The sequence below is a fragment of the Marinobacter adhaerens HP15 genome (assembly GCF_000166295.1).
GTDB classification, from domain to species: domain Bacteria; phylum Pseudomonadota; class Gammaproteobacteria; order Pseudomonadales; family Oleiphilaceae; genus Marinobacter; species Marinobacter adhaerens.
On the sequence record NC_017506.1, the window covers coordinates 1,951,365 to 1,964,664 of the forward strand.

Genomic DNA, 13,300 nt, shown 5'->3' on the forward strand with positions numbered 1-13,300 from the left:
GCAGAAGAAAGCGTTCTTCTGACCCCAGTTTCAGTCTTACAATCAGGCGCTATGGATCTCGCTGGCCTTGAGAAACTCCTGCCTGAGATCGTCAAAGTTATGTACCGCAGGGAACTGCGGGAATTCGTCGATCACGTTTTGCGGCGCATGGAACAGGATACCGGCTTCGGCCTGGCCCAGCATGGTAGTGTCATTGTAGGAATCACCGGCAGCAATCACGCGGTAATTCAGCAACTGGAATGCCCTCACCGACTGTCGCTTGGGGTCGCGCTGGCGCAGCAGGTAGTTGGTGATCTGGCCGTCGTCTGCAACTTCCAGCTTGTGACAAAGCAGTGCCGGATAACCCAGCTTCTTCATCAGGGGCATGGCGAATTCGTAGAAGGTGTCGGACAGGATCACAACCTGAAAACGCTCGCGCAGCCAATCCAGAAACTCCCGGGCGCCGGGCAGCGGGTCCAGCTCGCCAATCACTTCCTGGATTTGCGGAAGGCCATAGCCGTGCTGGTCCAGCAGCTTGAGGCGCTGCTTCATCAACACGTCATAATCCGGAATATCGCGGGTGGTCGCCTTGAGCTCTTCAATGCCGGTCTTTTCGGCGAACGCGATCCAGATCTCCGGGATCAATACTCCTTCAAGGTCAAGGCATGCCAGTTCCACAACGATCTCCTGCTTTGATTGGTAAAGGGCCAGTACGGTCAATCCGCCTGCCTGTATTCGGTGCGTATGATAAGAAAAACCGGCCAGGATTGCATCGTGGAAGTGTAAACCCGCGCTTTTAAACGCGGAATAACCATATAGATCGTCATTCCTTCAGGGTATGAGGCATTTAATGGTAGCCTTTTCGGTCAGTTAGATACCCTTGCACATCCATAGAAGGCAATGCCGGGCCATGACCGATATTCAAACCCTGCGGGAAGAGCTCGAAGGCCAGAGCCCCCGTTCGATTCTCAAAGCTGCGCTGCAACAATACGATAACATCGCCATTTCTTTCAGTGGCGCAGAAGATGTCGTGTTGATTGAAATGGCGCACAAGCTGACCGACAACCTGAAGGTTTTCACTCTGGATACAGGCCGTCTGCATCCGGAAACCTACGATTTTGTAGAGCGGGTTCGCAAGCATTACGGCATCGAGATCGAAGTTCTGTTTCCGGATGCTCACGAAGTTCAGGATCTGGTGAACAAAAAGGGCCTGTTCAGCTTCTATGAAGATGGGCACGGTGAGTGTTGCGGCATTCGCAAGGTCAACCCCCTTCGCCGCAAGCTGGCGACCGTGGACGCCTGGATCACTGGACAGCGGAAAGACCAGAGCCCCGGAACTCGCAATGACGTCCCGGTTATCCAGGAAGATACCGCCTTCTCGACCAATGAAAAGACACTGGTAAAGTTCAACCCACTTGCAAACTGGACATCAAAAGAGGTGTGGGATTACATCCGTATGTCCGAGGCGCCGTACAACAAACTGCATGAGAAAGGCTTTGTCAGCATCGGCTGCCAGCCCTGCACCCGTCCTGTCCTGCCTGGTCAACATGAACGTGAAGGCCGCTGGTGGTGGGAAGAAGCCACCCAGAAAGAATGCGGCCTCCATGCCGGCAACCTGATCGCCCGGGAATAACCCGGGCGCCTCTTGCCCATTCATCTTTTAGTGAGTGGGCAGCTCGACATCTTTGAACAGTTCTTCGATTTCAGACCGGCTGCCCTGATGGGAAACCGCCTCGTCCACCTTTTCTTTGGTGAGATGGGGCGCGAAACGGTGAATGAAGTCATACATATAGCCCCGCAGGAAAGTCCCCTTTCGGAACCCGAGTCGTGTGACGCTGGGACGGAAAAGCTTGCGGGCGTCGAGCGCAACCAGGTCGGTGTCCGTTTTTGGATCGAATGCCATGCTCGCGACAATTCCAACACCGAGCCCCAACCTGACGTAGGTCTTGATCACGTCTGCATCTGCTGCCGTAAATACCACTTTCGGTGTCAGTCCCTGGGACTGGAACGCCTCATCCAGTTTCGAGCGCCCCGTAAAGCCGAACACGTAAGTCACGAGCGGGTATTCTGCCAGCTCTGGAAGTGTCAGTTCCGGCAGTTTCGCCAGTGGATGATCCTTCGGCACGATGACGCTCCGGTTCCATTTGTAGCATGGCATCATTATCAGGTCGTTAAACAGCTCCATGCCCTCGGTGGCAATGGCAAAATCGACCGCCCCGCTGGCTGCCATTTCGGAGATCTGCATTGGCGTCCCCTGATGCATATGCAGGGAGACGTCCGGGTACTCCTCTATAAAACCACTGATAATCGGGGGCAGTGCATAACGCGCCTGGGTATGAGTGGTGGCGATGCTGAGATCACCCTTTCGCTGGTTACTGAATTCCTGGGCAATCTTCTTGATGCCCTCAACCCGCCGCAGGATTTCGCCAGCCTCGCGAATAATGATCTCGCCGCCCGGTGTGATTCTGGTGAGATGCTTGCCGCTGCGGGCAAATACTTCAAGCCCCAGCTCGTCCTCCAGCAGGCGGATCTGTTTGGAGATACCCGGCTGGGACGTGAACAGACTCTGGGCGGTTGCTGAGACATTCAGGTCGTGATGCGCAACTTCCCAGATATAGCGCAACTGTTGTAGTTTCATTGAATCTGCTGCTCCCTGGAGATCGAAGGACCTTGTTGAAGAATACGCATAAAAATACAGATTTTCATTCTTTTTTAATATAGGCAACTGCTTTTACACAGTTTAGACCAAAATCGCATTTGCGCAGCCCCTGATAAAACTCTGAGGCTATGAAAAGCCCCTCCAACCCTTGACTTGGCCAATACAAAGGACACAATCCGTAATGCCCTGTCTGGGCACATCAACACTCCAGTTCTCAGGGAACCCATGCTGCTCACCACAAAGTTTCTTCGGCCAACGTCAGACTCACGCGCGGTTAAACGTGAGCGGCTGAGTGCCTTGCTTGAGTCCCGGGCTCCGAAAAGACTGAATCTGGTTATTGCGCCGGCCGGGTTTGGCAAAACCACTCTGGTTGCGCAATGGTGTTCAAGGGTTTCCTCCCCTACCGCCTGGCTCTCTCTGGATGAACACGACGATGAGCCCCGGCGATTCTGGCAGTACCTGATAGGTGCTTTTGAGCAAGCCGGGCTGACCGGCGCCTCCGATTTGCGCAAACAACTGGCTCACCACTCAGATGACACGTTTACCGAGGCCATTACCGGCCTGATCAACACGCTGGCTCATGATGACAGCCCGTGGTCCCTGGTGCTGGACGACTTCCACTTCATTGGCAACCCGGCCATCCACAGGCAGTTCGCCTATTTCATTGATTATCTTCCGCCGGGTGTTCTGATAACCCTGGCGTCCAGAACCGAACCGCCACTGCCCCTGGCCCGCTGGCGCGTCCGTCGGTGGATCCAGGACATCCACCCTGGCCTGTTGGCCTTTTCTGAAGACGAATGCCGTCAGTTTTTTCACGACACCATGGGCCTTGATATCGCCGACGAGGATGTCCACGCGATTTACCGCAAAACCGAAGGCTGGGTCGCCGCCATGCAGCTGTCCGCATTGTCCGGAAAGGACGCCAGCACGAGTGGAAACCAGATAAATCTGGATGAGCGCCACATCAGCGATTATGTGCTGAGCGAAGTACTTGAGCAGCAACCCCGGGAGCTGTCGGACTTTCTGCTTGAAACGGCCTGTTGCCCCCGGCTGTGTGCATCCCTCTGTGATTCGATCCGTGGGTCCGATAACAGCCAGGAGCTGCTTGAAAAACTTCTCAGCCAGAATCTGTTCCTGATCCCGCTGGATACCCGGAACGAGTGGTTCCGCTATCACGACCTGTTTCGGGATGCGCTGCAACTCAGGGTAAGTCACCAAGATCCTGACTTGGCCGCGCGACTCTGGCACCGTACGGTGGACTGGTTATTGGCCCATGGTCACGTGCAGGAAGCCATTGCCCAGATCGTCCGACAGGAGGACTGGTCCCGGCTTGCCCGGGTGCTCGCCGAGCACGGCAACAACCTGATCCATGGCGGATATCACCTCCCCGTGCTGGACTGGATTGATGCCCTGCCACAGGATCTTGTCATCGACAATCCGCAACTCCAGATGCTCCGGATCTGGGGGCTGTTCTTTGCCAACCGCATGGATAGTCTGGAGCCGCTGCTGTCCGGCCTGGAGGATCTTCTGGACCGGCAGGTGGCGGACTCCCATCCGGATGCCGAAGGGGCCCTCGGGCTGCAAAGTGAGATCTCGTTGATGCGCTCCTATCTGGCTCGCACCCGGAGTGACGACAAGAGCGCCGCAGATCTCACAAGACAGGTGCTCAGGGAGATTGATCACACTCGCATACCATTAAAGTCGGTAACCTATTACGGCCTTGGGCTGGATTACTACGGCAAAGGTGAACTCACCGAAGCCGAAGACGCGCTCCAGTCGGCAGTCCGTTACGGACAGGTCGAACATAAACCCAGTACGGTTCTTTCCAGTGGGGGCCTGCTGGCGTGGATTCAATACAATCGCGGCGATATCGATCTGGCTTTGGAAACCTGCACCGAGATAAGGCAATGGGTGGACAAACACTATGCGGACCCAACCCAGCCAAGACTCATCTCATGCTGGCAGAACAGTACACTCTGTGAGATTCATCGCGAACGAAATCACCCCCAGCTAGCAGCCACGCACCTGAAACCGTTGCTCGAACATGTTGAGCGGGGCACCGAACCGGGCCAGCACGTGATCATTCAGTACGTGCGTGGTCACCTGGCTTTCAGCGAAGGCAGGCTCCAGGACGCGATTGACGCACTCGAAGACGCATCCCAGACCGCCCGCAAGCGGCGAGAGCAAATCGTGTTCGAGCCACCGGCAAGCACTGCCCTTCTGGCACGCTGCTACCTGGCTTCAGGCCATCCGGAAAAAGCCCGGGCCTGCCTGGATTCCCGAGCCGATACCGAGTTCACCAATCCGCTTCATCTTGAACAAAGCCGTATTAGCGAGGCGCGAGTGCTGGTTGCACTGGATCAGCCCGAGCGGGCCCAGGAAATACTCAGCGCTCTTTTGCAACCGGCTGAACGCAACGCCCACAACAGACACCTGGTGGAAATTCTGTTGGTCTATGGCGAGGCCCTGGCGAAGCAGGAACGGACCGGTGAATCGGAGCAAATGCTGACCCGCGCGATAGAACTGGCCAGCGAAGCCGGATTCCTGAGCCTCTTTGCGGAGGAAAGCCCGGATCTGCGTGCCCTGCTCCTCGGTTTGCCAGCACTGGATGAACCGGGAAGCTGGAACGCCAGCGTCAGGAAAATGCTTCTCGATCAACGCCAGTCCGGCGAGGGCCATTCTGAAGCAAAACCTAGTGCCATTTCTGGTGAGCGCGGTCCTACGACACTCAACGCCGAAACACTGCCTGAACCTCTCAGCCAGCGAGAACTTGAAGTGCTTGCGCTCATTCATGCGGGCCACGCCAACAAGGAAATTGCCGCAAAAATGGACGTTGCCCCGGCTACGGTGAAGGCCCACATTCGCAACCTTTATGGAAAGCTCGGCGTGGGCCGCAGAACCGAGGCTCTGGCCAGGGCCCGGGAACTGGGGTTGCTGCAAGGCTGATTTCGAGCCCAAAAACGTGACACAACTCACACTTTGCACCAACAACTTGAACCCGCTACGCCCTTTGGACGATCCGGCTACGCCCTCTAATCCCCTATTATATTTTCAACGGTGAGGGAAACCTCACCAGGAATTCTGAAACTTCAGGCCTTCAGATTTCTTGTTCCGCGTTGTTTCGACGCCCGGGTTCGAAAGAACCCCTTGATGAGAGCCAACCCCAAAAGGGCTGGCTCTTTTTTTATGGCTGGACGGTTCTGGTGGGATTCAGTGTTCGATGATCCGGCGGAAGGGTGGCAACGCATCCAGCAACAGCTGACCATACCGGCGGGCAATAATGCGGCGATCCAGGATCGTCACTCTTCCAGTATCCTGCTCTGTCCGCAGCAGCCGACCAACCGCCTGGACGAGTTTGATGGACGCGTCCGGAACGGTGATTTCCATAAACGGATTGCCGCCCCGCTGCGTCACCCACTCGGCCAGGCTCGCCTCAATGGGATCATCCGGCACCGAAAATGGCAAACGGGTAATCACGACGTGGTGCAAGTACTTGCCTGGCAGGTCGATACCCTCTGCAAAACTGGCAACGCCGAACAGGACACTCGGCCGGCCTTCATCCACCCTGCTGCAATGCTGCCTCAGCACTTCGCCCTTGGCCATATCGTCCTGGGTAATAATGAGGTCTGGGTAATCCGGGGCCAACGCGTCTCGCACTTGCAGCATTTGACGACGTGACGTAAACAGTACCAGAGTCGCCTTCTCGCCTGCCCAGAGGTCCGGTAGTCGTTTTACAAGCTCATCGGCGAAGCCGTCATCCGTTGGCATGGCAGACATCGCAGGCACCTCCACCGTTGCCATTTCGCCGTAACGGAAAGAGCTGGGAACCACGAGGAAGCGGCTGCCCTGGGGCAATCCAGCCCGCGCGTTCAGGCGATCGAACCGACCAAGTGCAGTCAGGGTCGCACTGGTGAGCACGGCGCCGTAAGCGCGAGACCAAAGCCTGGAATACAACAGGTTGTCTGCCAGTACCGGTGAACTGTAAAGGGTGATGTCTTCGGCGTGATCCCAGCGCTGGCGTACTGCCCATCGGGCTGGGGGCGGGCTTTTCTGCGTTTTCGGCCTGGCTTCAGGCTCATCACCTGTCTCGCTGTTGGTTTCAGCTTCCACGGGGGGACTGGCATTGCCCGGGTCGCACCAGGCTGTCCAGAGCCGCAACTGGTCCTCTGCCCGGGCGTGAAAGGAGCCTATCACCGGATACCAGGCTTCGGCGGTTTCCCGGTCGATCTCATGCTCCTTGCGCTCATCAAAGGCGCCCTGCAACTCGTCCGCCAGAACGCCCAGTTGCCGGACCATGTTAGCGGTAGCAATCCGGCTTTCGGCTGCAAGCTCGGCCATCGCCTCCGGCAACTCACCTTCCGGATAACGCCACTGCGCCGTCCGGCGCTCTTCGTTGAACTCCCAGCCGGTATTCTGCTCGGCTTCTTCGTAAACCCGGTTGAGGACCAGGTCTACCTCTCTCGACGCAGAACTGATGCGATCCAGGGACTTGGCGGCCTGAGTGCCGGCTGCCAGATAAGGCTGCATTTTAACAAGCGCCTGGGAAAGCTGCTTCAGCCATTGCCGGGTAGCATTGAGTGGCAGCGACGCGGCAAAGTGATTCAGGGCCTTGTCCGGAAGGTGATGAGCCTCGTCGAAAATATAAAGGGCGTTCTCCGGCTCCGGCAGAATGGCGCCGCCGCCCAGGGCAAGGTCGGCCAGAACCAGATCATGGTTAGCCACCACGATATCGGCATCATCAAGGTCTTTACGGGCATCAAAAAACGCGCAACTGTCGAAATAGCTGCAGTGGCGGTTGGTGCACTGCCGGTGGTCGGTTGTTACCTGTCGCCAGACGTCGTCCGGTATCTGTTCCGGCCAGTGGTCCCGGTCACCGTCCCACTCACGGGAGCCATAACTGGCGAGCATTTCCTCGAAAAAGGCCCGGGTGCCCGGTTCTTCATTTTTCGGCCCATCCAAAAGGAACAGGGGCATGGTGTCGCTGTCGGTATTGCCTTCATCGTGCAGTCGGGCTTCCAACCGTGACATGCAGAGGTAGCGCCCCCGCCCTTTGGCCAGAGTCCAGTTGAAATCCATCTTGCTGTGCCTTTTCAGGTCCGGGAGATCTTTGAGCACAATCTGGTCCTGAAGGGCCACGGTTGCGGTGGAGATAACCAGGGTTTTGCCGAGGGCTTTGGCCACCGGGATGGCAGCGATCAGATAGGCAAGGGTTTTGCCTGTCCCGGTCCCGGCTTCGACCACACAGGCAGAGGCAGGGGACGTTCGCTGGCCATCGTTCTCGGTGATGTCGCCCATGTATCTGGCGATTTCCGCAATCATCAGGCGTTGCCCATAGCGCGCCCGAATATCCTTGCCTGCCAGCACATCCCGATATCCCTGCTGGATCGATTGCTTGATCTCGTCGGTCAGCGCCATCAGCGAGGGCTCACCCAGTCCCGAACAACGCCAACCCGAAAACGGCGCCCGTCACGACTCAGAACCACCCCTTCTTCCGTTATGTCGTCTACCCGCAAGCCTTCGAAGACGTCGCCCACTCGCAGGTAGGTGTCGTTAATCATGACCCGGCGCGATGCAGGGGATGACGAGTAGATATGGCTGTTAAAGGTCAAATCGGGAACGCTCTTCTGAAATGAGAGCGGCAACTCTACCAGATGTGGCACTCTGCCTGCCTGCTCGGGCTGCACCATTGGTGCAGCAGTTTCGGCATTTGCGGATGAGGGAACGATAACGGTCGCCCGCTCCCGGCTTTGTGATGGGGAAGGTTCCGAAGCGATCGGCGCCGGCGTCGCCTCGCCCGCATCGGGCTCAGGGATGGTCCCCGTTTGTGCAACGGGATCTTCCAATGTCGGCGCTGGCTCTGTCGCAGGCGCCACCGCATCAGGTTCAGGAGCTGTCGTTCTGGCCGAGGCCGCAGATGTCTCGGATTGCGACTCGGAAACCCAGGGCAACGGCGCTCCCGGCCAGAAGACAAAGGCCAGGACGCCGGCATTGAGCATGAGTGCAAGAGACACCCAGGCAGCCGGCGACCACCGCTTTTTCTTCGGGCGATGGATCAGCTGTACCTGCTGACCAAGGTCCGGTACGCGCCCTTGCCTCCGTTCAGTTTCGGATTTCCGCAATGCGTCAAGAATGTACGACATAATTACTCTCGACCTTCAACTTGCCGGCGACCTTCGGACTGCAGAGGCTTGAGACGGGGAATGTTAGCTTCCAGGTCGTTATTGATCTGGATAATCGTCATGGCTCCGGCGATCCCATCGACGGTAAGCCCTCGCAATGACTGATACCAGCGAACCTGCTCTTCGGAATCCAGCCGTTTCACCCGGTCACTTTCAGCACGGGAATTACTGAAACGGTCCGCCAGATCCATCATTCGCGCACCAATCCAGAGTTGCTCGCCCCCGCCATTGCTGTAAAAGCCGTCGCCCGTCAGGTATTCCGGAAGGCGCCACAGAACCCGATACTCCCCGAACCAATAGCGCTCGATACTGGCAAACAATACAGTCTGATTGCCGGAGGGCAAGGCGATGTCTGCGGTATCGCCATCCAGATGGCGGAGCACGACAAACCCCCGGTTACCCGCCTCATCCTGCAACTGAAGCATCGCCGGGCGATCCAGAAACTCAAGGCTTCGGCGGCTACCCTGACGACTCAGGCATCCAAGGCCCTCCTCGTTGGCCCAGTCGCAGGCAACGGGCGCTTCCGAAGGTTCATATTCGCGCCCCCAAATCCCGAAAAGTACCTGAAAAGCCTCCACGGAATCCAGAAGCTGACCTGGCACGGCAAGTTCAACGGGTGCTGACGACTCTCCCGACCCGGTTTCCTGGATCTCTTGCAATGGTTTCTGTTCCTGCTCCTCGACTCGCTCAACAGCTCCCTGTAAAGGTTCTGCTGAGGAGGGATCGGTGAGAAACGCTCCGCCCGGTGACCAACGCTCAAAAAGCCAGGAGGTGCCGATGATGGCCACCAGAATCGAAGCCGCAACGATAAGGTACTGGGATCTGTCTGGTGACTGGTGAGCTCGTGAGGGCGTGGGGCCGAGGGATTGTCCACGTACTTCTTTTGCCGCCTGGCGGATATGCTCGGGCGTAATCTCATGCTCACCCTCGGCATAGGCGCCCAACAATGCGCGGTCACTGATCAGGTTGATCAGGCGGGGTATGCCCTGGCTCTCGCGATAAAGGCGATTCACCGCCCGCTGCGAAAAGATATCACCCCGCATGCCAGCAACACTGAGGCGGTATTTCAGGTAGGCCGCAAGCTCATCCCGACCGATGGCGTCCAGGTGATAGCGTGCTGTAACCCGCTGATTCAGCTGCCTCAATTCCGGAAGTGCCAGCATTTCCTGCAGTTCAGGCTGGCCAAGCAGGACAATCTGCAGCAGCTTCTTCTCTGCCGTCTCAAGATTGGTCAACAGCCTTAACTGTTCCAGCACCTCGGCCGAAAGGTTCTGGGCCTCATCAATCATCAGAACCTTGTGTCGCCCGGCTGCATGGGCCTTGAGCAAGTCCCGGTTAATCAGATCAACCAGTTCCTTGATGGTGGCACTGATATCGTGGGGGATTTCCAGCTCATCGCAGATGGAGGACAGTAACTCCCGCGCAGAGAGCCTCGGGTTGAGGATCAGTGCGATATCCACATGATCGGGAACATTCTCGATAAAACACCGGGAAACCGTTGTTTTTCCTGTTCCCACCTCACCAGTAATCACGATGAAACCGCCCTGCCCCTGGACTCCGTACATCAGGTGCGCCAGGGCCTCCTTGTGGCGATCGCTGAGATATAGATAACGAGGGTCTGGGGCAATGGAAAACGGCGGTTCGCGAAAGCCGAAAAAGTCGTAATACATATCAAGACGTACCGGAATCCGCGTTGCTGATCAGCCTGAGCTCGGCCGTGCGCCGGTTCTGTTGCTTCAGCCTTCGCACGCAGCGCTCCAGGGTTTTCGATATACGGGCGTGGGAGCGAATCATGGAGATCTTCGGCCAGGTCGCCCGCTCGCCAGCCAGAATCATCTGCCGTACATAGGCAGGATCCGGATTCGCCAGCATCCTGCTGTAATCCTTGAAGGAATACGACGGAGCTATGGTCACGTCTCCCGAGTAACGCTGAGCCATAATGGTGTACAACTGACCGGACATCTGCCGCAGAAGTTCCGGCCTTACCCGTTTTCGCAGGTAATCGAACACGCCCTGGCCATGAAACTGTATCTCGGATTTCAACAGATGCATGGGCAGATTTCCGAGGGACAGTTTTTCATCCAGCCCCCGCTGGCTCAGGAAAGGGACTACGTGGGGATTGGTCTGGCTCACGATGGTGTAATTGACATCGTACAGGTGCATCAACCGCTCGATTGGCAAATCACTGACGACCGAGCCATCCACAAACTTCAGGCGCGGCATATACGGTAGCGTATTACCCTGAATGTCTTTTTTCATCAGGGTAACCGGCGGGAAAATACCGGGAACCGCGGCGCTGGCAAGCACCGCGCTCCACACCATCAAATAGGGCGAGGTGTATCCGCAAAGCAACCGGGCCTTCTGGTGCGCCTGCACTGGGGACACGCTAACGTTGATTGAACGTCCGGTACGCTGATACGCCTCCTCGAAGGTGTACTCACCGATATTGCCCCGCAGACAGTTCCGAAGCTCCTCCTGATCCATGAGCCCGTCGCCACGGACTGCGCTGAGAAGACCTCGCCATTTCCAGGCTTTCAGGTTGTGGTTCTCGGGGATCAGCATTTCCGGAATTTCGGCATCCGTATGCACACCAAGAATGCCCGCGATGATGGCCCCGATACTTGAGCCCGCAATAACCTGCGGCAGAAGCCCCTTTTCCCAGAGCGCCTTGATCACGCCGAAATGGAACACACCGAGGGTGGCGCCACCACTAAGCAAAAGTGCCGGGCGACCATAACTTGTGAGGGTGTCGCGGAAGAACTGGAGCTTATCTGCAACTGGAAAACCCGGAACCGGTTGATCACAAAGATAGTCCAGCGCTTCACAGACCTGCGTGATGTACTCCTCGATCAGATGCTTGGTGCCGACGCGCGATCGGGTATAAAGCGCGGGATTGCCCATATTGCCCAGGTCATGGTGCAAGCCTTCGCGGAGAGCGCGTTTGAGGCGTTCCACGTCATTTTGCTGGCGATATTGCTTGAGGTTGCTCAGCCGGTCGTAGATGACTTCATAATGATAAAGGTCGGAGGCAAAATCCTCTTTCCACTCGGCGTTGCCCTCCAAAAAGTCCAGTTCCAGGGCTGCTGCTTTCCATACCTCGTAGTTGGGCGCGTCGGCCAGCATTTTCCGGAACTTGGCTATTCTTGGGTCCTTGAGCACCGTTGATCTCCTTTCAATCCGGCTGACGCTTAGAAATCATCAAGCATCAAGTCCTCATCGTCATCGCTGGCAAACGGATCGTTAACCACCTTACCGTCGTTAATCAGGAATTCGCGACGTTGCAGAAAGGCATTCCGCACAAACACGTAACTATCGCCAGAGATGAAACTTTCAGCAGGGATCAAATCCGCCCGGCGGTCGACGATTTGCAGAGCCCTTGCATAGTAAACTTCAGGGCTTTCCACTTCATCCCACGCCGAAGGCAACGCGAAACCGTCCGTCACAAACCCGGTAAAGTGCCGGGGTGTGGAAGGGCCGAGAAAAGGAAGCATCAGATAGGGCCCTGAACCCGCGCCCCAGTATCCCAGGGTCTGGCCAAAATCCTCGGGCCGTTCCGGCAGGTCAAAGGCGGTTGCGACATCGAACAAACCACCCAGCCCAAAGGTGGTGTTGTAGGTGAAGCGCCCCACGGCAACCACCGCAGACTCCCCTTTCAGTTGAAGGACACTGTTGGTGAAGTTCCTCAGTTCTGTCAGATTGTTGAAAAAATTGGTAACGCCGCGGTCGATGATTTGCGGCGTAAAGGTCCGATAGGCCTGTGCTACCGGTTTCAGGAACCAGCGGTCGATGGTTTCGTTGAAGGTGTACACCTTGCGGTTCCAGTTCTCCCAGGGATCTGCGGGATCAACCGGAACAGATCCCTCTGGAGCGGGTTCCTGCATGTTCTGGGCAATAGCCTGGCCCGCTGGCACAAGCGCAGACAGGGAAAACAACATGGCCAGGGTAATAAACCGGCGCCGGATAAAAAAGTAGTTCATCATCTGCTCTTGGGTTGTTTAATTCGTTTCAGTTCGTCGAAAATACCGGCGCTACTTTTTATTATTAAACCGTTGTTCCGGAGAAACCGATGTCAGTACCGGGAAATCTTGTAAACACAATCACTATGCCCCTCCGGTGGGGAGACATGGATGCATACGGCCACGCCAATAATACAGTCTACTTCCGATTCTTTGAGGAAGCGCGCATTGTGTGGCTGGCTTCACTGGAGCTGGGCGGGCCTGACGAGCCGACCGGCCCGGTCATTATAAAGACCAGCGCTACCTTTCTAAAGGAATTGAACCACCCGGCAACGGTTGAGGTGAAAACATACGCTGACAAGGCAGGTAACACCAGTCTCGACACCTACCATTTGCTGACAGATGTCGACACCGGCGCCGTATATGCGGAAGGCTATGCAAAAATCGTCTGGTTCGACCGAAAGACGCGCTCATCGGCTCCGCTGCCAGACACCCTCAGGGCACTGGCAACGTCTTGACCCAGCTCA

General features: G+C 56.7%; 10 protein-coding genes. 3 read left to right on the forward strand and 7 right to left on the reverse strand.

From position 1 onward, the window contains the following. Positions 1–42: 42 nt before the first annotated feature. Positions 43–657: a bifunctional phosphoserine phosphatase/homoserine phosphotransferase ThrH gene (gene thrH / locus HP15_RS09215; protein WP_041646218.1), complete on the reverse strand. Its 615-nt coding sequence runs from the start codon at positions 655–657 to the stop codon at positions 43–45. Between the two features lie 232 nt (positions 658–889). On the opposite strand from thrH, the gene HP15_RS09220 reads away from it, so the two are divergent. Then, positions 890–1,612 (forward strand): phosphoadenylyl-sulfate reductase, encoded by a 723-nt coding sequence (locus tag HP15_RS09220; protein ID WP_014577210.1) that lies wholly within the window; start codon positions 890–892, stop codon positions 1,610–1,612. Positions 1,613–1,639: 27 nt separating this feature from the next. Here HP15_RS09220 and cysB read toward each other — a convergent pair whose 3' ends face one another. Then, entirely contained in the window at positions 1,640–2,617 is a 978-nt protein-coding gene (gene cysB / locus HP15_RS09225) for an HTH-type transcriptional regulator CysB (RefSeq protein WP_008171800.1), read from the reverse strand. Between the two features lie 246 nt (positions 2,618–2,863). Here cysB and HP15_RS22885 point away from each other — a divergent pair, with 246 nt between their 5' ends. Then, positions 2,864–5,584, forward strand: a complete 2,721-nt coding sequence (locus HP15_RS22885; protein ID WP_041645239.1) for a LuxR C-terminal-related transcriptional regulator — start codon at positions 2,864–2,866, stop codon at positions 5,582–5,584. 264 nt (positions 5,585–5,848) lie between these two features. Here HP15_RS22885 and dinG read toward each other — a convergent pair whose 3' ends face one another. From dinG to HP15_RS09255, 5 genes are read right to left on the reverse strand one after another with little or no spacing between them, the layout of a single operon-like run. Continuing rightward, positions 5,849–8,053, reverse strand: a complete 2,205-nt coding sequence (dinG, locus tag HP15_RS09235) for an ATP-dependent DNA helicase DinG (RefSeq protein WP_014577212.1) — start codon at positions 8,051–8,053, stop codon at positions 5,849–5,851. Then, positions 8,053–8,778: a general secretion pathway protein GspB gene (locus HP15_RS09240; protein WP_014577213.1), complete on the reverse strand. Its 726-nt coding sequence runs from the start codon at positions 8,776–8,778 to the stop codon at positions 8,053–8,055. The genes dinG and HP15_RS09240 overlap by 1 nt, the downstream gene beginning before the upstream one ends. A 2-nt stretch (positions 8,779–8,780) precedes the next feature. Then, positions 8,781–10,487, reverse strand: a complete 1,707-nt coding sequence (locus HP15_RS09245; RefSeq protein ID WP_014577214.1) for an AAA family ATPase — start codon at positions 10,485–10,487, stop codon at positions 8,781–8,783. A gap of 1 nt (position 10,488) precedes the next feature. Next, positions 10,489–11,976, reverse strand: coding sequence for a DUF3336 domain-containing protein (locus HP15_RS09250; RefSeq protein ID WP_014577215.1), 1,488 nt, complete (start codon positions 11,974–11,976; stop codon positions 10,489–10,491). A 29-nt stretch (positions 11,977–12,005) separates the two neighbouring features. Next, positions 12,006–12,794, reverse strand: a complete 789-nt coding sequence (locus HP15_RS09255) for an MlaA family lipoprotein (RefSeq protein WP_041645240.1) — start codon at positions 12,792–12,794, stop codon at positions 12,006–12,008. A gap of 89 nt (positions 12,795–12,883) precedes the next feature. Here HP15_RS09255 and HP15_RS09260 point away from each other — a divergent pair, with 89 nt between their 5' ends. Continuing rightward, on the forward strand, positions 12,884–13,291 hold the full coding sequence (locus HP15_RS09260) for an acyl-CoA thioesterase (protein WP_041645241.1): 408 nt from the start codon (positions 12,884–12,886) through the stop codon (positions 13,289–13,291). Positions 13,292–13,300: the final 9 nt, after the last annotated feature.